Source organism: Spirillospora sp. NPDC127506 (assembly GCF_040302145.1).
Lineage (GTDB): Bacteria > Actinomycetota > Actinomycetes > Streptosporangiales > Streptosporangiaceae > Spirillospora.
This window is the reverse complement of sequence record NZ_JBEORG010000014.1, coordinates 122820-143531: the sequence shown is the minus strand read 5'-3', so window position 1 is coordinate 143531 and position 20712 is coordinate 122820. Positions and strand designations below refer to the sequence as shown.

At 72.5% G+C, this 20712-nt stretch carries 15 protein-coding genes; 12 read left to right on the top strand and 3 right to left on the bottom strand.

The window, feature by feature from the left end; all coding sequences use genetic code 11:
- Positions 1-251 precede the first annotated feature (251 nt).
- Positions 252-2342, top strand: a complete 2091-nt coding sequence (locus ABTW95_RS16325; protein WP_396449278.1) for a putative bifunctional diguanylate cyclase/phosphodiesterase — start codon at positions 252-254, stop codon at positions 2340-2342.
- Between the two features lie 373 nt (positions 2343-2715).
- On the opposite strand, the gene ABTW95_RS16320 is transcribed toward ABTW95_RS16325, so the two are convergent.
- Positions 2716-2961: a DUF6458 family protein gene (locus tag ABTW95_RS16320; RefSeq protein ID WP_396449277.1), complete on the bottom strand. Its 246-nt coding sequence runs from the start codon at positions 2959-2961 to the stop codon at positions 2716-2718.
- Between the two features lie 166 nt (positions 2962-3127).
- On the opposite strand from ABTW95_RS16320, the gene gatC reads away from it, so the two are divergent.
- Genes gatC through gatB form a run of 3 tightly spaced genes read left to right on the top strand, consistent with a single transcriptional unit; the run spans position 3128 to position 6422 of the window.
- Positions 3128-3427 (top strand): Asp-tRNA(Asn)/Glu-tRNA(Gln) amidotransferase subunit GatC, encoded by a 300-nt coding sequence (gene gatC, locus ABTW95_RS16315; protein ID WP_396449276.1) that lies wholly within the window; start codon positions 3128-3130, stop codon positions 3425-3427.
- Complete coding sequence (gene gatA, locus ABTW95_RS16310) at positions 3427-4923, top strand: Asp-tRNA(Asn)/Glu-tRNA(Gln) amidotransferase subunit GatA (protein ID WP_396449275.1); 1497 nt, start codon at positions 3427-3429, stop codon at positions 4921-4923. The genes gatC and gatA overlap by 1 nt, the downstream gene beginning before the upstream one ends.
- Entirely contained in the window at positions 4920-6422 is a 1503-nt protein-coding gene (gene gatB, locus ABTW95_RS16305; protein WP_396453724.1) for an Asp-tRNA(Asn)/Glu-tRNA(Gln) amidotransferase subunit GatB, read from the top strand. The genes gatA and gatB overlap by 4 nt, the downstream gene beginning before the upstream one ends.
- 45 nt (positions 6423-6467) lie before the next feature.
- Here gatB and ABTW95_RS16300 read toward each other — a convergent pair whose 3' ends face one another.
- The gene (locus tag ABTW95_RS16300) at positions 6468-7559 is read right to left on the bottom strand and encodes a PQQ-dependent sugar dehydrogenase (RefSeq protein WP_500226664.1); all 1092 of its coding nucleotides are present in this window, start codon (positions 7557-7559) and stop codon (positions 6468-6470) included.
- A gap of 438 nt (positions 7560-7997) precedes the next feature.
- Here ABTW95_RS16300 and ABTW95_RS16295 point away from each other — a divergent pair, with 438 nt between their 5' ends.
- The 4 genes from ABTW95_RS16295 (at position 7998) to ilvC (ending at position 14359) form a co-directional block, all read left to right on the top strand.
- The gene (locus ABTW95_RS16295; protein ID WP_500226663.1) at positions 7998-10820 is read left to right on the top strand and encodes a putative bifunctional diguanylate cyclase/phosphodiesterase; all 2823 of its coding nucleotides are present in this window, start codon (positions 7998-8000) and stop codon (positions 10818-10820) included.
- 112 nt (positions 10821-10932) lie between these two features.
- Positions 10933-12804, top strand: coding sequence for an acetolactate synthase large subunit (locus ABTW95_RS16290; RefSeq protein WP_396449271.1), 1872 nt, complete (start codon positions 10933-10935; stop codon positions 12802-12804).
- A gap of 5 nt (positions 12805-12809) precedes the next feature.
- Positions 12810-13334: an acetolactate synthase small subunit gene (gene ilvN, locus ABTW95_RS16285; RefSeq protein WP_396449270.1), complete on the top strand. Its 525-nt coding sequence runs from the start codon at positions 12810-12812 to the stop codon at positions 13332-13334.
- Complete coding sequence (gene ilvC / locus ABTW95_RS16280; protein ID WP_500226662.1) at positions 13331-14359, top strand: ketol-acid reductoisomerase; 1029 nt, start codon at positions 13331-13333, stop codon at positions 14357-14359. Before ilvN ends, ilvC begins: the two co-directional genes overlap by 4 nt.
- 271 nt (positions 14360-14630) lie before the next feature.
- Here ilvC and ABTW95_RS16275 read toward each other — a convergent pair whose 3' ends face one another.
- A complete protein-coding gene (locus tag ABTW95_RS16275) occupies positions 14631-15473 on the bottom strand; it encodes a hypothetical protein (RefSeq protein ID WP_396449268.1) in 843 nt (280 codons plus the stop codon).
- Between the two features lie 139 nt (positions 15474-15612).
- Here ABTW95_RS16275 and ABTW95_RS16270 point away from each other — a divergent pair, with 139 nt between their 5' ends.
- The 4 genes from ABTW95_RS16270 to serA all read left to right on the top strand — a co-directional run bounded on the left by ABTW95_RS16270 (position 15613) and on the right by serA (position 20637).
- Entirely contained in the window at positions 15613-16200 is a 588-nt protein-coding gene (locus tag ABTW95_RS16270; protein WP_396449267.1) for a PadR family transcriptional regulator, read from the top strand.
- A gap of 157 nt (positions 16201-16357) precedes the next feature.
- Positions 16358-17893 (top strand): DUF2079 domain-containing protein, encoded by a 1536-nt coding sequence (locus ABTW95_RS16265; RefSeq protein WP_500226661.1) that lies wholly within the window; start codon positions 16358-16360, stop codon positions 17891-17893.
- Positions 17894-18231: 338 nt separating this feature from the next.
- On the top strand, positions 18232-18870 hold the full coding sequence (locus ABTW95_RS16260) for a thymidylate synthase family protein (protein WP_396449265.1): 639 nt from the start codon (positions 18232-18234) through the stop codon (positions 18868-18870).
- Between the two features lie 177 nt (positions 18871-19047).
- A complete protein-coding gene (gene serA / locus ABTW95_RS16255) occupies positions 19048-20637 on the top strand; it encodes a phosphoglycerate dehydrogenase (protein WP_396449264.1) in 1590 nt (529 codons plus the stop codon).
- The last annotated feature ends 75 nt before the right edge of the window (positions 20638-20712 follow it).

Here is a 20712-nt window from a genome sequence, read left to right as displayed (position 1 = left end):
GCGTGATCGTGGGGGTTCCACCAGCGGCGCATTACTCAGGGGTACACTCCAATCACCCAACGGTGAGCGGGCGGTGCGGAACGGCATAACGGAACGTACGCAATCGGTTTCGCGAAGTTGAGCGGAGGCCGTACCCTCCCTCTCATCACGACCTGTACCTGAATCTCCGGACGTAACACCCGGGGGGCGTCCCCCGAGGTCGGGGACGCTCCGGTGCCGGGGGACGGCCCCCCGAACCCCCCGAGGATGTGATGAAGGACCCGAACAACACCCGGAACACGGCCCCGCGCCGTGGTTCCCCGTTGTGGATCTACTTCGTCGTGGTCATCCTGCTCGGCGTCGCGGCCGGCGGGGCCGCGTTCTCCGGGCTGACCGCCGCCGACCTGGACGCCCTCGTCAGCACGCCGGTGTTCTGGATCCTCGGCTGCTTCATCGTGTTCGGCGAGCTGCGCCCGATCATCACGCCCGGCTCCACCGAGAACAACGGCGCCACCACCTCCACCACGTTCTCGTTCGCCGCGCTGCTGTACGCCGGGCTGCCCATCGCCGCCGCCCTCCAGGCCATCGCCGTCGTCACCTGCGGGATCTTCCGCGGCCGCGCCCCGCACCGGATCGCCTTCAACGCCGCCCAGTACACCCTCAGCCTCGCCGCCGCCCAGCTCGTCCTCGCCCTGTCCGGCGACCTCGCCACCCCGTCCGACCTGTGGGTGCCGCACGGCTCCGACCTGCCCGCGATCGCGCTCGCCGGCGCCGTCTACTTCGCCTGCAACGACACCCTCGTCGGCTCCGCCGTCGCCCTGCACGCGCGGATCCCGCTGGTCAAGGCGCTCCGCACCGACCTCGCCTACCAGGTGCTCGTCCATCTGGCGCTGCTCGGCCTCGCCCCGCTGATGGTCGTCGCGATGGACCGGTCCGCCCTGTTCGTGCCGCTGATCGTCCTGCCGTTCATCGCGGTCTACATGAACGCGTCGGTGTCCGTCCGGCGCGAGCACCAGGCCCTGCACGACGGGCTGACCGGGCTGCCCAACCGCAAGCTGCTGATCGTCCGCACCGAGGAGGCCCTCGCCATGGCCCGCGGCGCGGAGCACCGGCGCCGCCTCGGCCGCCGCAAGGCCGCCGACCCGCCCGACCACCGCGCCGGGCTGTTCCTCCTCGACCTCGACCGCTTCAAGGAGGTCAACGACACCCTCGGCCACCCCACCGGCGACCGCCTTCTCCAGCTCGTCGCGCACCGGCTCACCCACAGCGTCCGCCCCGGCGACCTCGTCGCGCGGCTCGGCGGCGACGAGTTCGCCGTGCTGCTGCCGTCCGTCCGCGACGAGGCCGCCGCCCGCGAGGTCGCCGCCCGGCTGCGCGCCGCCCTCAGCGAACCCGTCCGGCTCGACGGCATGTCCTTCGACATGGAGGCCAGCGTCGGCATCGCGCTGTTCCCCGACCACGCGCCCGACTTCGAACTGCTCCTGCAGCGCGCCGACGTCGCCATGTACAACGCCAAGGAGGCCCGCACCGGCGTCGAGATCTACTCGCCCGGCAAGGACCGCAACTCCCCGGCCCGGCTCAGCATGCTCGGCGACCTGCGCCGCGCCATCGACCGCTCCGAACTCGAACTCTTCTACCAGCCGAAGGTCTCCCTGCGCGACGGCCACCTCGTCGGCATGGAGGCCCTCCTCCGCTGGCGGCACCCCGACGAGGGCGTCCTCGAACCCGAGGCGTTCCTGTCCATCGCCGAGCAGACCTACCTGATGCGCTCGATCACCCACCACGTCGTGACCGGCGCGCTCGCGCAGACCGCCGCCTGGTGGCGCGAAGACCTCCCAGTCCAGGTCGCCGTCAACGTCTCCGGCCGCGACCTCCTCGACACCGGCCTCGCCGAGACCATCGAGGAGGGCCTGCTGGCCCGCGGCCTGCCCGCCGCCGCGCTCCAGCTGGAGATCACCGAGCGGATCCTCATGAACGAGCCCGCCTACGCCTCCGACACCGTCGGCGCCCTGGCCGACCTCGGCATCCCCCTCAGCCTCGACGACTTCGGCACCGGCTACTCCTCCCTCGTCCGGCTCAAGCGCCTCCCCGTCGAAGAGATCAAGATCGACGCCTCCTTCGTCCGCCGCCTCGCCGAATCCCCCGACGACGCCGTCATCGTCCGCTCCATCATCGACCTCGTCCGCACCCTCGGCCTCCGCTCCATCGCCGAAGGAGTCGAAGACCCCGCCACCGCCGAAACGCTCCGCGACATGGGCTGCGACGCGGCCCAAGGCTGGCACTTCGGCCGCCCCATGGACGCCGCCACCGCCACCGACTGGCTGCGCCGCCACGCGCAGATAACACCGGAGCCTGCTGCTTGATTTGGGGGGGCGACCCCCCAATCCCCCCGTCAGCGACGCAGGCGATCCTCGCGCCGCTGTTGCGGTCGCTGTGCCTGTTGCGGTTTGTGGGGCGTCGCTGCGGTCGCCTGCGTCGCCGGGCATGCCCGCTCCGGGCGCTAGAGCGCCCTCCGCGTGCCTGCCCGTGGCGGTCGCTTCGGTCTGCGGCCAGGCTCGGGTTTGGTCCAAGAGGGTGTGAATTGTGCTCGTCCGAGGACCGGTCCACGGGTGCGCTGCGGCTCGGGTCGAGGGCGTGCGGGCGTGTTGTTGTCGTTGGGGACCCCGTGCGAGCCGGCCGGCCTTGTGCCACGGGTCGGTGTGCGGCTGTGGTCGGCCGGCTCGCCGGTCTGGGGGGTCAGTAGCCGCGGTGGCGGGGTTCGTAGTCGTCCTCGTAGTACTCCTCGCGTACGCGCGCTGCGGGGCGGCGCGTGGCGCGGCGGGCGGACGCTATGCGGACTATGCCTATGATCAGGCCGATCAGGCCGCCGATCATCAGGATCACGCCTACCAGGCGGATGTCGATGCCGCTGAGATCGTAGTTGACCGCATAGGCCAGGACCGCGCCGATGATGATCAGGGCGATGCTGCCGCCGATGGTCACGGCGGTCTCCTCTCGTCGTCCCGGGGGTGGACGTGAGGAGCGTTCCCCCTGTGCGGAGATGAAACGGCGCGCCGGGATCTCATGGCCGCGTAAACCGGTCGGGCGGCGGGGGGTGCGGCCCATAGGATGGCGGTGAACCCAATTCATCGCAGGAACGGTTTCTCTCATGTCCGCCATCACCCGTGACGAGGTGTCGCACCTCGCCCGGCTGTCCCGGCTGGCGCTCGGCGACGATGAGCTCGACCATCTCGCCGCCCAGCTCGACCAGATCATCTCCGCGGTCGCGCGGGTGCAGGAGGTCGCCGCGCAGGACATCCCGCCCACCTCGCACGCGCTCCCGCTGACCAACGTCTACCGGCCGGACGAGGTACGCCCGTGCCTCACGCCCGAGCAGGCCCTCTCCGGGGCGCCGGCCGCCGAGGAGCAGCGCTTCCGGGTACCGCGGATCCTGGATGAGGAGGCGTGATGGAGCTGGTCAGGAAAGGGGCGGCGGAGCTCGGAGAGCTGCTCGCCGCCGGCGAGGTGTCGGCCGTCGAGGTGGCCGAGGCGCACCTGGACCGGATCGCGGCCGTCGACGGGCAGGTCAACGCGTTCCTGCACGTCGACCGCGACACGACGCTGGCGCAGGCGCGGAAGGTGGACGAGCGGCGCGCGGCGGGGGAGGAGCTCGGCCCGCTGGCCGGCGTGCCCATCGCGCACAAGGACGTGTTCACCACCACCGACATGCCGACCACGGCCGGGTCCAAGATCCTTGAAGGGTGGCGGCCGCCCTACGACGCGACCGTGACCGCGCGGCTGCGGCAGGCCGGGCTCGTGATCCTCGGCAAGACGAACATGGACGAGTTCGCCATGGGGTCGTCCACCGAGAACAGCGCGTACGGCATCTCCAAGAACCCGTGGGATCTGGAGCGCATCCCCGGGGGCTCGTCCGGGGGGTCGTCGGCGGCCGTGGCGGCGTATGAGGCGCCGCTGTCCACGGGTACCGATACCGGCGGCTCGATCCGGCAGCCCGCCGCGGTCACCGGGATCGTCGGGGTGAAGCCCACGTACGGCGGGTCGTCGCGGTACGGAGTGATCGCGTTCGCGTCGTCGCTGGACACGCCCGGCCCGTTCGCCCGCAGCGTCCTCGACGCGGCGCTGCTGCACGAGGCGTTCAGCGGGCACGACCCGATGGACTCGACCTCGGTGGACGAGGCCGTCCCGCCGGTCGTGGAGGCCGCGCGGCACGCCGACGTCGACGGCCTGCGCGTGGGCGTCGTGAAGGAGTTCGCCGGCGAGGGGTACGAGGCGGGCGTCTCCGCCCGCTTCACCGAGGCGGTCGAGCTGCTGGAGTCGCTGGGCGCGAAGGTCGTCGAGGTCTCCTGCCCGCACTTCACCTACGCGCTGCCGGCGTACTACCTGATCGCGCCGTCGGAGTGCTCGTCCAACCTGGCCCGCTTCGACGCCATGCGGTACGGCCTGCGCGTCGGCGACGACGGCACCCGCAGCGCCGAGGAGGTCATGGCGCTGACCCGCGCCGAGGGCTTCGGGCCCGAGGTGAAGCGGCGCATCATGCTCGGCACCTACGCGCTGTCGTCCGGCTACTACGACGCCTACTACGGCAAGGCGCAGCAGGTCCGCACGCTGATCAAGCGCGACTTCGAAGCCGCGTTCGAGCAGGTGGACGTCCTGGTGTCGCCGACGACGCCGACCACCGCGTTCCCGATCGGCGAGCGCGCCGACGACCCGGTCGCGATGTACCTGGCCGACCTGTGCACCATCCCGGCGAACCTCACCGGCAACGCCGCGATCTCCGTGCCCTGCGGCCTGTCGGACGGCCTGCCCGTCGGCCTGCAGATCATGGCGCCCGTGCTCGGCGACGACCGCGTGTACCGCGTCGGCGCCGCCGTCGAGCGGGCACTTGAGGACCGCTGGGGCGGCCCCCTGCTGGCGAAGGCCCCGGAACTGGCGGAGGCGAAGTGACCACCGAGACGCTGATGGACTACGACGAGGCGCTGGCCAAGTACGAGCCGGTGCTGGGGATCGAGACCCACATCGAGCTGGGGACCGCGTCCAAGATGTTCTGCGGGTGCCCGACGGAGTTCGGCGCCGAGCCGAACACGCAGGTGTGCCCGGTGTGCCTCGGGCTGCCCGGGTCGCTGCCGGTGACGAACCGCGCCGCGATCGAGGGCATCATCAAGATCGGCCTGGCGCTGAACTGCGAGATCGTGGAATGGTGCCGGTTCGCCCGGAAGAACTACTTCTATCCGGACATGCCGAAGAACTTCCAGATCTCGCAGTACGACGAGCCGCTCTGCGTGGACGGGTACCTGGACGTCGAGGTCGACGGCGAGACGTACCGGATCGAGATCGAGCGCGTCCACATGGAGGAGGACACCGGCAAGTCGCTGCACGTCGGCGGCTCGACCGGGCGCATCCACGGGGCCGACTACTCGCTGGTCGACTACAACCGGGCCGGCATCCCGCTGGTGGAGATCGTCACCAGGCCGATCGTCGCGACCGGTGACAAGGCGCCGCTCGTCGCGCGGGCGTACGCGACCGAGCTGCGCGAGCTGGTGCGGTCCCTGGGCGTCTCGGACGTCCGCATGGAGCAGGGCTCGATGCGCTGCGACGTCAACGTCTCCCTGATGCCGCGCGGCGCGCGGGAGTGGGGGACGCGGACGGAGACGAAGAACGTCAACTCGCTGCGGTCGGTGGAGCGGGCCGTCCGGTCGGAGATCGAGCGGCAGGCCGGCGTGCTCGCCGGCGGCGGCCGGATCGTCCAGGAGACCCGGCACTTCCACGAGGACACCGGCCGCACCACGAGCGGGCGCAGCAAGGAGGAGGCGCAGGACTACCGGTACTTCCCCGAGCCCGACCTGGTGCCGATGGCGCCGTCGCGGGAGTGGGTGGAGGAGCTGCGCGCGTCGCTGCCCGAGCTGCCCGCGGCGCGGCGGCGGCGCATCCAGGCCGAGTGGAACCTGTCCGACCTGGAGCTGCGGGACGTCGTCAACGCCGGCGCCGTCGACCTCATCGAGGCGACGGTCGCGCAGGGCGCCGACCCGGCCGCGGCCCGCAAGTGGTGGATGAACGAGCTGTCGCGGCGCGCGACCGAGCAGGGCGTCGAACTGGCCGACCTGCCGATCACCCCGGAGCAGGTCGCGCGGGTGCAGGCGATGATCACCGCCGGGGAGCTGAACGACAAGCTGGCCCGGAAGGTGTTCGAGGGCGTCCTCGCCGGGGAGGGCACGCCGGACGAGGTCGTCGCCAAGCGGGGCCTGAAGGTCGTCAGCGACGAGGGCGAGCTGTCGTCGGTGATCGACCAGGTGATCGCCGACAACGCTGACGTGGCCGACAAGGTCCGGGCCGGGAAGGTCGCCGCCGCCGGCGCCCTGGTCGGCGCCGTCATGAAGGCGACCCGCGGGCAGGCCGACGCCGGCCGGGCCCGCGAACTGATCCTGGAGAAGCTCGGCGCGTCCTGACGCACGGCCGCCGTCCCGCGGCCCGGCAGGGGCGCGGGACGGCGGTCACCCGACCGGAACGCTGAGGACGCGGTCGTCGTCATGTGCTGGGTCGCCGCGGCCGTCGCGGTTGCTCGTGGTCACCCAGAGGGAGCCGTCCGGGGCCTTCACCACGGCGCGCAGACGGCCGTAGTCGTTCTCGAAGTGCGCGACCGGCCGGCCCGCCTTGCCGTCGTCCAGCGGCACCTCCCAGAGGCGTTCGCCGCGCAGCGCGCCGGCCCACAGGGAGCCGTCCGCGAAAGCGAGCCCCGACGGGGACGCCTCGTCGGTCGTCCACGTCAGCAGCGGCTTCGTGAAGCCCTTGCCGTCCTCGGCGCCCTCGACCTCGGGCCAGCCGTAGTTCTTGCCCTTCTGGATCAGGTTGATCTCGTCGAAGCGGTTCTGCCCGAACTCCGTGGCGTACAGGCGGCCCTCGTCGTCCCACGCGAGGCCCTGGACGTTGCGGTGCCCGTACGTCCAGACGCGGTTGCCGAACGGGTTGCCGGGGGCGGGCTTCCCGTCGGGGGTGACGCGCAGGATCTTGCCGGCGAGGGAGTCGCGGTCCTGCGCGAGAGGGCCGTCGCCCGTCTCGCCGGTGGTGATGTACAGCATCTTGTCGGGGCCGAACTTCAGCCGCCCGCCGTTGTGGTTGGGGCCCTTCGGGATGCCGGTGACGATCGGCTCCGGCGTGCCGAGGCGCCCGTCATAGGTGGCGCGGACGACACGGTTGTCCGACGCCGCCGTGTAGTACAGGTAGATCAGGTGGTCGGTCGCATACGACGGGGACACCGCCACGCCCAGTAGCCCGCCCTCGCCCTGCGGCTCCACGCCCGGCACCGTCCCCACCGCGGTCTTCTCCCCGGACGGCGCCACCCGCACCAGCCGCGCCGATTCGCGTTCGGTGACCAGCGCGTCGCCGCCGGGCAGGAACGCCACCGCCCACGGCACCTCCAGATCCGCGGCCACCGTGCGCGGCTTCCCGTCCGTCCGCGCGGGCGCGCCGGACGGGAGCGGCGGAGGCGTGCTCGCGCCGCCGCCGTCACCGTCCCCGCCGGACGAGGACGAGCAGCCCGCGAGGAGCACCGCGGCCGAGACCAGGACGATCGTGTGCAGTCGCATGAACGCCTCCCGTAGATAGTACGGATCCGGCGGGCAGGTCGTTCCCCGTCACCGAGCGTCATCCCGGGGCAAGTCTCCGATTCGGTGACGATCAGTTTTCGGACCTCCCAAACGGATCCGCGACAAGGTCGTTTGTCGCCGGGAGGAGGCTCAGCCTCAATCGCTCCGTGACCTACCGAACGTACATTGAGCGACACGGTGATCCCGTAGTGCAGCAACGTCGCTGATCCCAGGCACGCGGCCCGGCGGGCAAGCTCCCCCCGGCAGGCCGGTCCGCTCGCCGCCGCTCCGCGCCGACCCTGCGCGGGGCACGATCTTCGACCTCCCGGCCGTTGTACGAGCGGCGAGGGTCGCGGACCCACTCTCCCCCCGGCATGCGGCGTCACCGTCCACGGGGGCCGGTACGCCCCACCAGGGGGCAGGAAGGGACACGGCGCGATGAGCGGCGACTACGCCAGGCGGATACCGCCGCGCGCGCTGCCCGTCGCCCTGGCCGCGCTCGTCGGCGTGCTCTACGCGGCCGGTTCGCTGCTGGGCTGGGGCGGCCGGGCCTTCAACGCGTGGGCGGAGGCCGCCGCGGCGGGCGCCGCCGCGGTATCGCTGCTGCTGGCGTCCCGGCGGCCGGACGGGGTCCCGGCGGAGCCGGGCGTCCCCGGCGGGCTGTGGCGGGCGTCGCAGCGCTGGTTCGGGATCGCCGCCACGTCGTGGTTCGCCGGCGCGGTCGGCAGCGCCCTGTCGGACGGCGCCGGCCGCAGCGCCCTCTCCCTGTCGGTGCCCGACCTGTTCTACCTGGTCGCGCTGGTCGCGCTCGTCACCGGGCTGGTCGTGCCCATCAGGCTGCCCCGCGACGGCGGGACGTGGCTGCGCTACGCCGCCGACACCTACGTCTGCGCCTGCGCGCTGTTCGTGCTCGGCTGGGTCGCGCTGTTCGGCTCCCTGTACCACCGGTCGGGGGAGTCGCCGACCGAGTTCTCCCTCGAACTGCTGTACCCGCTGATCGACATCGTGTTCGTGTGCGGCGCGCTGCCGTTCGTCCTCGGCGCCGCCCGCGGGCACCGGCGGCTCGCCTGGATGGGGTACGGCGCGCTGACCGCGATCGCGGGCGCCGACATCGTGACGACGTTCGTCCGGCTGGACGGCGGCGGTCCGGGCGACGACCCGTCCGACATCCTGCGCCTCGCCGGGCTGCTGCTCCTGCTGCTGGTGCCGTGGACGGGCCCGGCCGCCGACCCGGACCTGCCCGTCGACGACATCCCCGAGGGCGTGGAGGTCGAGGGCGAGGAGTGCGGCCGCATGATCGGTCCGGGCATAGCGCCCGCCGCCGTCGCCGCCGCGGCGGCGCTGTTCATCGCCGGCCACTCCCTCACCGGGAAGAACGGCCTGGAGCCCGGCGTCTCGATCGCCGCGGGCTCGGCCGCGCTGGTCCTCATCGCGCGCCTCGCCGGGCTGCTGCGCGAGAACGACGCGCTGCGGCGGGCCGTGGAGACCGGCGAGGAGCACTTCCGGGCGCTGTCGGAGAGCATCAACGACGCGGTGCTCATCTGCGACCTCGACGCGACCGTCCAGTACGCCAGCGCGGGCGCGCTGCGCATGTACCACTACACGTCCGACGAGCTGCTCGGGCGGCCCCTGAACGATCTCGTCCACCCCGAGGACGTGCCGCACGTCCAGGCGGTGTTCACCGAGTTCCTGGACGAGCAGGCCGGCCTCGCCGGCCCCGACGACGTGCTGCGGGTGTCGTGCCGGGTCCGCGCGGCGGACGGGACCTGGCTGCCGACCGAGTCGACGATCTCGCGGTACAGCGGCTCCGACGGGACGCCCGCCCGGCTGCTGGTCACGACGCGGGACCTCAGCGAGCGGGCCGCGCTGCAGCGGCAGGTCGCGCACCTGACGTTCCACGACGGGCTGACGGGCCTGCCGAACCGGTCCTACTTCGAGGAGCGGACGCGGGAGGTGCTGTCCCGGCAGCCGTCCGGCGGCAGGGTCGCGGTCGTGTTCGTCGACCTGGACGGGTTCACCGCGGTGAACGACTCGGAGGGCCACGCGGCCGGCGACCAGGTGCTCGCGCAGGCGGCCCGGCGGCTGCGCGCGAACGTGCTGTCCGACGACACGGTGGCGCGCTGGGGCGGCGACGAGTTCGCCGTCCTCGTGCAGCTGCCGCCGGACGACGGTGAGACGCGCGCCACGGTCGAGCTCGCCGGACGGCTCCTGCGCGTCCTTTCGGCCGACCCTTACCAGGTCGGCGACAAGCACATCGTGCTGACCGCGAGTGTCGGCATAGCGTTCGCCGGGGACGAGGAGGAGCCCGCGGCCGACGCGGACGGGGGCCGCCGGATCCGCCGCACCGCCGCCGACCTGCTGCGCAACGGCGACCTGGCGATGGCCCGCGCCAAGGAGGTCGGCGGCGGGCGCGTCGAGGTGTACGCGCCGCACATGCACGCCGACGTCGTCCGGCGGCTCGAACTGGGCAGCGACCTGCAGGCGGCGCTGGCCGAGGAGCAGTTCGCGGTCGAGTTCCAGCCGGTGGTGGACCTCGCCACGTCCCGGGTGACCGGGGTGGAGGCGCTGCTGCGCTGGTGGCGCGGGAACGAGGCGGTGCCGCCGGAGGAGTTCATCGGCCCGGCGGAGGAGTCCGGCCTGATGATCCCGCTCGGCGACTGGGTGCTGCGGGAGGCGTGCCGCGAGGTCGCCCGCTGGCGCGGCGACTCCTGGGACGTGGGCGTCTCGGTGAACTTCACCGCCCGGCAGATCGCCGCGCCGCGCTTCGTGGAGTCGGTCGCGGCGGTGCTGGAGGAGACGGGGCTGCCGCCGAGCGCGCTCACGCTGGAGGTCCGCGAGGAGGTCCTCGTCGAGGACGCCGGGCAGAACGTGGCGCGGCTGTCGGAGCTGCGCGACCTCGGCGTCCGGCTGGCGATCGACGACTTCGGCACGGGGTACGCCTCGCTGGCCTACCTCGGCCAGCTGCCCGTGGACGTCATCAAGATCGACCCGTCGTTCGTGGCGGGCCTCGGCTCGGACGACACCCGGACGCTGCTCACCCGCACGATCGTCCGGCTCGGCAGCGACCTCGGGCTGACCGTGGTCGCGGAGGGCATCGAGCGGCCCGAGCAGCTGGAGCTGCTGCGGGAGATGGGCTGCCCCCGCGGCCAGGGCTTCCTCGTGGCGCGCCCGATGGCGGCCGGGCGGGTCGAGTCGCTGGTGCGGACGAACCTCGCCGGGCGCAACCGCCCGGGGGACGTCGCGCTGCCGCTGCCCGGGTGACGTACGCCACAGACGTCTCATATCCTGAGATTTACTGTCCACGGATTTGACCGTGGGCCGGACATCGGCGAAAGTAGGCCCGTGCAGAGCACTTCCACCATCCTCGTAGTACTTGGTCGGCGCGCAGGCTGACCAAGCTTCTCGTCCTGCGCGCCTCCCCTCGACCGCTTCACGGCGGCGGGGGTTTTTTGTTGCCCGGCGAGCCAAGACTCACTCCCCAAGGAACCGCAGAATCATGACGACCGAACAGATGACGGGAGCCCAGGCGCTGGTGCGCGCCCTGGAGAACGTCGGCGTCGACACCGTGTTCGGCATTCCGGGTGGCGCGATCCTCCCGGCGTACGACCCGCTGTTCGACTCCGAGAAGCTGCGCCACATCCTCGTCCGGCACGAGCAGGGCGCGGGCCACGCCGCCCAGGGCTACGCGATGGTGACCGGCAAGGTGGGCGTCTGCATGGCCACCAGCGGGCCCGGCGCGACCAACCTCGTCACGGCGATCTCCGACGCCTACATGGACTCGGTGCCGATCGTCGCGATCACCGGCCAGGTCGCGTCCTCCCTCATCGGGACGGACGGCTTCCAGGAGGCCGACATCGCCGGCATCACGATGCCGATCACCAAGCACAACTTCCTGATCACGAAGGCCGGCGACATCGCCCGCACGATCGCCGAGGCGTTCCACATCGCGAGCACCGGGCGCCCCGGCCCCGTCCTGGTCGACATCGCCAAGGACGCCCTGCAGGCCACCGTCGAGTTCGAGTGGCCCGTCCAGCTCCAGCTCCCGGGCTACCGGCCCGTCACCCGGCCGCACTCCAAGCAGGTGCGCGAGGCGGCACGGCTCATCGTCAACGCCGAGCGCCCCGTCCTGTACGTCGGCGGCGGCGTGCTGAAGGCCGGCGCGTCCGCCGAGCTGAAGGTCCTCGCCGAGCTGACCGGCGCGCCCGTCGTCACCACGCTGATGGCCAAGGGCGCGCTGCCCGACAGCCACCCGCTGCACATGGGCATGCCCGGGATGCACGGCGCCGTCGGCGCCGTCGGCGCGCTGCAGCGCTCCGACCTGCTGGTCGCCCTCGGCGCCCGGTTCGACGACCGGGTCACCGGCAAGCTGGACGGGTTCGCGCCGCACGCCAAGGTCGTGCACGCCGACATCGACCCGGCGGAGATCTCCAAGAACCGGCACGCCGACGTCCCGATCGTCGGGGACGCCCGCGAGGTCATCGCCGACCTGATCGTCGCCGTGCAGAACGAGCACGAGCAGGGCAACAAGGGCGACTACACCGACTGGTGGCGGCAGCTCAACGCCTGGCGCGAGACGTATCCGCTCGGCTACGACACGCCCGCCGACGGGTCGCTGTCCCCGCAGTACGTCATCGAGCGGATCGGGGAGATCGCCGGGCCGGACGCCTACTACGTCGCGGGCGTCGGCCAGCACCAGATGTGGGCCGCGCAGTTCATCAAGTACGAGCGGCCGGGCGCGTTCCTGAACTCCGGCGGCGCCGGGACGATGGGCTACGCCGTCCCCGCCGCGATGGGCGCCAAGGCGGGCGCGCCCGGCGCGACGGTCTGGGCGATCGACGGCGACGGCTGCTTCCAGATGACCAACCAGGAGCTGGCGACCTGCGCGCTCGAAGGCATCCCGGTCAAGGTCGCCGTCATCAACAACGGCAACCTCGGCATGGTCCGGCAGTGGCAGACGCTCTTCTACAACGAGCGCTACTCCAACACCAACCTGCACGCGGCGAAGCGGATCCCCGACTTCGTCAAGCTCGCCGAGGCGCACGGATGCGTCGGCCTGCGCTGCGAGCGGGCCGAGGACGTCGACGAGGTCATCAATAAGGCCATGGAGATCAACGACGCCCCGGTCGTGATCGACTTCGTCGTGCACGAGGACGCCATGGTCTGGCCGATGGTCGCGGCCGGCACCACCAACGACGACATCAAGATCGCGCGGGACATGGCGCCCGAGTGGGAGAACGGAGACTGAGCCCGATGAGCCTGCACACCCTCTCGGTGCTGGTGGAGAACAAGCCCGGCATCCTCGCCCGGGTCGCCTCGCTGTTCTCCCGGCGCGGCTTCAACATCGAGTCCCTCGCCGTCGGCGTGACCGAGCACCCCGACATCTCCCGCATGACGATCGTGGTGAACGTCGCCGACCTGCCGCTCGAACAGGTCACCAAGCAGCTCAACAAGCTGGTCAACGTCCTGAAGATCGTCGAGCTGGACCCCTCGGCGTCGGTCCAGCGCGAGCTGGTCCTGGTCAAGGTGCGCGCCGACGCCGAGACACGCTCGCAGGTCCTGGAGACCGTGAACCTGTTCCGTGCCAAGGTGGTGGACGTCGCGCCGGACGCGGTCACCATCGAGGCGACCGGCAACCGTGACAAGCTGGACGCGTTCATCAGGGTCCTGGAGCCGTTCGGCATCAAGGAACTGGTGCAGTCGGGCATGGTGGCCATCGGCCGCGGCGCCCGGTCCATCACCGACCGCTCGCTGCGGGCTATCGAGCGCAGCGCGTGAACCAACGGGAAACAACGAAAGGCGACAGCACTGTGGCTGAGATGTTCTATGACGACGCCGCCGACCTGAGCGTGATCCAGGGCCGGCACGTGGCGATCATCGGCTACGGCAGCCAGGGGCACGCGCACGCGCTCTCCCTGCGCGACTCCGGCGTGGACGTGCGGGTCGGGCTCCGCGAGGGGTCGGCGAGCCGGGAGAAGGCGGAGGCCGAGGGCCTGCGCGTCGTCACCCCGGCGGAGGCGGCCGAGGAGGCCGACCTCATCATGCTGCTGGCCCCGGACCACCACCACCGGGAGATCTTCGAGAAGGACATCAAGCCCGCGCTCGTCGAGGGCGACGCGCTGTTCTTCGGCCACGGCTTCAGCATCCGCTACGACCTCGTCCAGCCGCCGGAGGGCGTGGACGTGGCGATGGTCGCACCGAAGGGCCCGGGGCACCTCGTCCGCCGCCAGTTCGTCGCCGGGCGCGGCGTGCCGGTGATCGTGGCGGTGGAGAAGGACCCGTCCGGCAACGCGTGGCCGCTGGCCCTGTCGTACGCCAAGGCGATCGGCGGGCTGCGCGCGGGCGGCATCAAGACCACGTTCACCGAGGAGACCGAGACCGACCTGTTCGGCGAGCAGTCGGTGCTGTGCGGCGGCGTCTCCGAGCTGATCAAGACGGGGTTCGAGGTGCTGACCGAGGCCGGCTACCAGCCGGAGGTCGCCTACTTCGAGGTCCTGCACGAGATGAAGCTGATCGTCGACCTCATGTACGAGGGCGGCATCTCCAAGATGTACTGGTCGGTGTCCGACAACGCCGAGTACGGCGGCTACAGCCGCGGTCCGCGCGTGATCACGCCGGAGACCAAGGCCGCGATGAAGAAGATCCTCGGCGAGATCCAGTCCGGGCAGTACGCCAAGGAGCTGGTGGACGAGTTCGAGGGCGGCCAGAAGCAGTTCCAGCAGTACCGCGAGGAGCTGGCCGAGCACCCGATCGAGAAGACGGGCGCCGAGCTGCGCCCGATGATGAGCTGGCTGAACGACTGAGCCCGCTCCGCTGAGGCGCGGCGCCGCGAAGGCGCGGGGGCGGCCCGCCCCCGCGCCTTGGCGCGTCCGGGCGCCCCGCGCGTGCCGGCGCCCCGCGCGCGTCAGAGGGGGAACCCGCGCCGCGGCCGCGCCCGGCGCCCCCCCATAGTCTCGGCGGTATACCGCCCCCCCCCCGCCCCGGGGGGGCCCCCCGCCCGCCGGGCGGGGGCCCGCCCCCCCCCGCCCCCTCCCCGCGTCCGGGCGCCCCGCGCGTCCGGGCGCCCCGCGCGCGTCAGAGGCGGAACCGGCGCAGCAGCCTGGCCAGGGGCGAGGCGGCGCCGGGCGCCTCGGTCACGAACAGCGCCAGGTGGCCGCCCCTGGTGAAGTAGACGGCGACGTCCTTCTGCCCCGCCGCCCGCCGCTGCGGCCCGGTCCGCAGGCCCTCGGCGCGGACGGAGCCGAAGCGCGCCTCGCGGGTGACGCCGAGCGCGGTCGCCGCCACGTGCACGTCCCAGCGCCCCGGCTCCACGGCGGCGGGGTCGGCGACCGCCTCGAAACCGCGGCCGCCGTCCGGGCGGGGGCCGGCGGGGAAGCCGTGCTCCTTGCCGGACGTCCGCTCCCGCAGGACGACGTCCACGGCGGTGTGGTTCGTCTCGACGCGCTGCAGCGCGGCCACGCCGCGGATGCGCACCCTGCGCCCCTGCCAGGAGACCGCGTCGAGCCGGTGCTCCACGCCGACCTCGGCGGTGATGTCGGCGTCCTGCCTGGGGACGCCGCGCAGGTACGGGTACATCGCGTAGATCCGGCCGCCGACCACGACGGCGCCCGCCGGGCTGCCCTCCACCTCGTCCCGGATCAGCCGCTCCAGCTCCTCGCGCAGCCCGTGCTGGATGCAGAACGCCCGGAGCCGCGCGGACGCGGGCATGGCGGCGCGGGCGGCCTCGCTCAGCCCCTCCTCGCCGATGAGGCGGCGGGTGCCGTCCATGAGCCGCTCCCGCTGGGCGCGGTCGAGGCCGAGGTAGCGGTGGTCGTAGACGCGCAGCACGTCGCGCAGGACGCTGTCGAGGCTGTTCGGTGTCGGGGCGCGGTCGGGGGCGCGGTCCGAGGTGCGGTCCGAGGTGCGGTCCGTGGTCACGGGTCTCTCCTGATCGGCCGGGAACACCGGTCACGTTAAGGGTCCGGACCGTCGCGCACAGTGAAATCCCGGCGGTGTGTCCTGCCGGATGCATACTCGGTATTGCCAGGGGGATACCCGGTATGCATAGTTGGTGGGCATGTCGATCCGTCACGGCCTGCTGGCACTGCTGTCCCAGGGGCCCCGCTACGGCTACCAGCTGCGCGCCGAGTTCGAGTCCTTCACCGGCGCCACCTGGCCGCTCAACATCGGGCAGGTCTACTCCACGCTCTCCAGGCTCGAACGCGACGACCTCGTCACCCGCGTCGGCGCCGACGACGAGGGCCGCTTCGTCTACCGGATCACCCCGGCGGGCGAGGAGGACGTCCGGCGGTGGTTCGCCACGCCGATCGTCCGGAGCGACCGGCCCCGCGACGAACTGGCGATCAAGCTGGCGATGGCCGTCACCGCCCCCGGCGTGGACGTCGCCCAGGTCGTCCAGGCGCAGCGCACCGCCACGCTGCGCACCCTGCAGGACCTCACCCGGCTCAAGGCCGACGCGCCCGCCGTCCCCGCCGACCAGGGCGACCGCGCCTGGCGGCTGGTCCTGGAATCCATGATCTTCCAGGCGGAGGCCGAGGTGCGCTGGCTGGACCACTGCGAGACCTACGTCGTCGGCGCCGAGCCGCCCGACCCCTCCGCGCCCGCCGGGGCTCCCGCGAGCACCGACGAGCAGGCGCGGCGGTGAACGTCCTCTCGCTGCGGGACGTGTCCCGCGACCGCGGGAGCGGCGCGGGTACCGGGAAACGCGCGGTCACGGATGGCGCTCGCGCGGGCGAAACGCGCGGGCGAAACGCGCGGGACGGAACTCAGCCGCGCGCCGGGCGGGTGGTAGCGTCCGGCGCGTGGCCGAGGTCGTCGTGGCGCAGGGGCCCGCCCGCGAGGTTCCCGCAGGCACCGGGGGAGGCACCCGGCGCCGCCGCCTGCTGCCGGCCGCGCTCACCGCGGCCGCCGCGCTGCTCTACGCCGCGTACTCGCTGATGCGGCTGCACGCCTTCCGGACCGGCAGCTACGACCTCGTGATCTTCGATCAGGCGGTCCGCTCCTACAGCCGCTTCGACCTCCCGGTCGCGATGGTGAAGGGCGTCCACAACGGCTTCGGGCCCGGCTTCTCCGTCCTCGGCGACCATTTCTCGCCGATCCTGGCGCTGCTGGCGCCGCTCTACTGGATCCACGCCGGCCCGGAGACGCTGCTCGTCGCGCAGGCCGTGCTGTTCGCGCTCGCGATCCGGCCGATCTGGCGGTACACCGAGCGCAGGCTCGGCCCCGGCGCCGCCTACTGCGCGGCCGGCGCCTACGCGCTGTCCTGGCCGATCGCCGAGGCGCTCGCGTTCGACTTCCACGAGGTCGCGTTCGTCCCGCTGCTGTCGGCGCTCCTCGTCGAGCGGTACGACGCGGGGCGGCGCGTCCAGGCGGCCGCGGCGGCGGCCGCGCTGCTGCTGGTCAAGGAGGACATGGGCCTCCTGCTCGCGGGCTTCGGCCTCTACCTGCTCACCCGCCCCGACGAGCGGGACGGCGAGCGGCGCCGCCTGCGCGACCTCCTGCCGCGCGGCGACCGGCGGGCCGGGCTCGCCTACGCCGCGGTCGGGCTGGTCGCCGCCTGGGTCGGCTCCCGCGTGCTCATCGCCGCGTTCGGCGGCGACAACGACTACTACTGGGCGTACGGCGCGCTCGGCCCGGACGTGCCGCACGCCGCCGTCCACGCCCTCACCCGGCCGTGGGACGTCGCGGCCGTGCTCGTCGACCCGCCGCAGAAGGTCGTGACGATGGCGCTGCTCGTCCTGCCGCTGCTCCTGCTGCCGCTGGCGTCCCCGCTGACCCTCACCGCCGTGCCGCTGCTGGCCGAGCGGATGCTCGCGAGCCGGTTCGGCAACTGGTGGGAGCCGCACTACCACTACAACGCGTTCGTCATCGCCGTGCTCGTCCTCGCGGCGGCGGACGGCGCCGCGCGGCTGCGCGGGCGGCCGCGGCCGGCGCGCCGGTTCCCGCCCGTCCTGCCGATGGCCGGGGTGCTGGCCGCCACGCTCGCCTGCGTGCCGTTCTTCGCGTACCGGCACCTGGCCGACCCGGCGCTGTGGCGGCAGAACGAGCGGGCCCGCGCGGCGTCGGCGGCCGCGGCGGTGATCCCCGACGGGGCGCTCGTCGAGGCGGCCAACGGCGTCGGGCCCGCGCTGACGTCCCGCGCCCGCGTCCTGCTGTGGGACGAGCGGCCGCGCGGCGCGCCCTGGGTGGTCGCCTGCGTCGGGCGGCTGGAGTTCCCGTTCGGGTCGGTCGCCGAGCAGCGGCGCCGGGTCGCCGGCCTGGAGGCCGCCGGGTACCGGCAGGTCTTCCGCCGGGACGGGTACATCGTGCTGCACCGGGACGTCCCCGACCCGTGGTGAGGACGCGCCGGGATCGCCGGACGCATTGTCCAGTGACTGATGGACGACAACGCGGTCAGAATGCCGGTGAAGGTACCGTTCGGATAAATATGCCTATCGTTTTCGGGTACGTTGCCTGATACTTGAAGAAAGCCGTGACGGCCGCGGCCCGTGCGGGTCGAACCTGCACGAACACCCTGTGACCGCTGCCGTGGCGGGTCTTGGGGCAGTGTGCATGAGTTGGGCGAGGCTGATCGAGGACGACGGAAGGTCACCGGCCGGGGACGGCGCGGAATTCCCTTCCGGTGCGGCATTGCCGCGGGCAGGTAAATCTCTGAATTACGGTGCGGAGTCATGACATGCCGGCGCAAGGGGACAAGGACGTCCGGCGCTGGGAGACGTGCGGGCAGGCGTGGATCGGCGTGCTCCGGCACGTGTGGGCGGCCGGCGAGGCGGGGCTGGAGGACGGCGGGCCCATCATCGAGGGGCCCCCGCTGGTGTTCGAGATCAACTCGCTGAGCTGGGAGGACCCCCTCCTCCACGAGCACGGCGACCGGGCGCGGCTGGTCCGGCGGGCCCAGGAGCGCACCCGGCGGGTCGTCCGCGGGCGGTACTGGCCGCGGCTGCACGACCTCGGCGGGCACGACCAGATCCGCTGGGTGGTGGACCTGCTGCGGGCCAGGCCGTGGACCACGAGCGCGTGGATCTCGCTGACGATCCCGGGCGAGCCGGCGGACGGGCTGCCCGCCCTCACCGCGCTGTCGTTCCGCATCCGCGGCTACCGGCTGATCATGACGGCGATGTTCCGGTCGCAGAACGTCCACCGGGGCTACCTGATGTACATCCCGCTGCGGGAGGTGCAGCTGGGCGTCGCCGAGGAGCTGGGGCTGCCCGCCGGGCCGCTGCGGGTGTTCGTGGACGTCCCGCACATCCACCTCGCCGACGCCGAGCGGGTGGCCACCGTGCTCGCCGCCGTGCCGGAACCGAACGCGGCCTGACATACGGGGCGCATCCGGCCGGAGCGGTAGTTACCGGTGAGTCTCTCCCTGCCGCGAACCGCCGCGGCCGGCGGGTTATAGACTCGGCTGCCGGGGGCGAGGGCCACGACGAGGTGACTCGCGACTTCACCTGCACGCAGCACACACCACTCTCACATTCCGAAGGACTGTTTTCCCTTGAGCAAGCCCGTCGTCCTCGTCGCTGAAGAACTCTCGCCCGCCGGCATCGCCGTGCTGGAGAACGACTTCGACGTCCGGCACGCCGACGGCAGCGACCGCGAGCAGCTGCTCCCGGCCGTCGCCGACGTCGACGCGCTGATCGTGCGGAGCGCCACCAAGGTCACCGCCGAGGTCTTCCAGCACGCCAAAAAGCTGCGGGTCGTGGCCCGCGCCGGCGTCGGCCTCGACAACGTCGACGTGGAGGCCGCCACCAAGGCCGGCGTCATGGTGGTCAACGCGCCCACGTCCAACATCGTCACCGCCGCCGAGCACGCGATCGCGCTGCTCCTCGCCACCGCGCGCAACGTGCCGCAGGGCCACGCCGCGCTCAAGCGGGGCGAGTGGAAGCGCTCGAAGTACACCGGCGTCGAGCTGCAGGGCAAGACCGTCGGCGTGCTCGGCCTCGGCCGCATCGGCGTGCTCGTCGCGCAGCGCCTCGCCGCCTTCGACATGAACGTGATCGCCTACGACCCGTACGTGCAGGCGGCCCGCGCCGCGCAGCTCGGCGTGAAGCTCGTCACGCTGGAGGAGCTGCTCCGCGAGAGCGACTTCATCACCGTCCACCTGCCGAAGACGCCCGAGACCCTCGGCCTCATCGGCGACCGCGAGCTGCAGCAGGTCAAGCCGTCCGTGCGGATCGTCAACGCCGCCCGCGGCGGGATCGTCGACGAGGAGGCCCTCGACCTCGCGATCAAGGACGGCCGGGTCGCCGGCGCCGGCATCGACGTGTTCAGCACCGAGCCGTGCACCGAGAGCCCGCTGTTCCACCACGACAACGTCGTCGTCACCCCGCACCTCGGCGCCAGCACCCACGAGGCGCAGGAGAAGGCGGGCACCCAGGTCGCCCGCTCGGTGAAGCTGGCCCTGTCCGGCGAGTTCGTGCCGGACGCCGTCAACGTCCAGGGCGGCGCCGTCGCCGAGGACGTCAAGCCCGGCCTGCCGCTCGCCGAGAAGCTCGGCCGCATCTTCACCGCCCTCGCCGGCGGCGTCCCCGTCCGCCTCGACGTCGTCGTCCGCGGGGAGATCGCCGAGCACGACGTGAAGGTCCTCGAACTCGCCGCGCTCAAGGGCGTCTTCGTGGACGTCATCGAGGAGGCCGTGACGTTCGTCAACGCCCCCCTCCTCGCCCGCGACCGCGGCGTCGAGGTCACCCTCACCACCTCCGAGGACAGCCCCGACTGGCGCAACGTCGTGCAGGTCCGCGGCACCATGGCCGACGGCGAGGTCGTCTCGGTCTCCGGCACGCTCACCGGCCCCAAGCACGCCGAGCGGATCATCGAGATCAACGGCTACAACATGGAGCTCGTCCCGACCGAGCACATGGCGTTCTTCTCCTACGTCGACCGCCCCGGCATCGTCGGCGCCGTCGGCAAGCTGCTCGGCGACGAGCAGGTCAACATCGCCGGCATGCAGGTCGGCCGGGACGTCAAGGGCGGCAAGGCGCTGATCGCGCTCACCGTCGACTCGGCCATCTCCCCGCAGCTCGTCGACGCCATCACCCGGGAGGTCGGCGCCGACATGGGCCGCCGCGTCGACCTCGACGGCTGACCCCGCGGGCTGAGACCCCTTCCGTCACGGGCGGGCGCGCTTCCGGTGCGCCCGCCCGTGACGTACGCCACCCCA

Excerpts from the sequence above, each read along its gene's own strand:
- ABTW95_RS16300 (WP_500226664.1), bottom strand. The coding sequence starts at position 7,559 with ATGCGACTGCACACGATCGTCCTGGTCTCGGCCGCGGTGCTCCTCGCG.
- ABTW95_RS16260 (WP_396449265.1), top strand. The coding sequence starts at position 18,232 with ATGCCGGCGCAAGGGGACAAGGACGTCCGGCGCTGGGAGACGTGCGGG.
- ABTW95_RS16270 (WP_396449267.1), top strand. The coding sequence starts at position 15,613 with ATGTCGATCCGTCACGGCCTGCTGGCACTGCTGTCCCAGGGGCCCCGC.
- ABTW95_RS16295 (WP_500226663.1), top strand. The coding sequence starts at position 7,998 with ATGAGCGGCGACTACGCCAGGCGGATACCGCCGCGCGCGCTGCCCGTC.
- gatA (WP_396449275.1), top strand. The coding sequence starts at position 3,427 with ATGGAGCTGGTCAGGAAAGGGGCGGCGGAGCTCGGAGAGCTGCTCGCC.
- gatC (WP_396449276.1), top strand. The coding sequence starts at position 3,128 with ATGTCCGCCATCACCCGTGACGAGGTGTCGCACCTCGCCCGGCTGTCC.
- ABTW95_RS16325 (WP_396449278.1), top strand. The coding sequence starts at position 252 with ATGAAGGACCCGAACAACACCCGGAACACGGCCCCGCGCCGTGGTTCC.
- ilvN (WP_396449270.1), top strand. The coding sequence starts at position 12,810 with ATGAGCCTGCACACCCTCTCGGTGCTGGTGGAGAACAAGCCCGGCATC.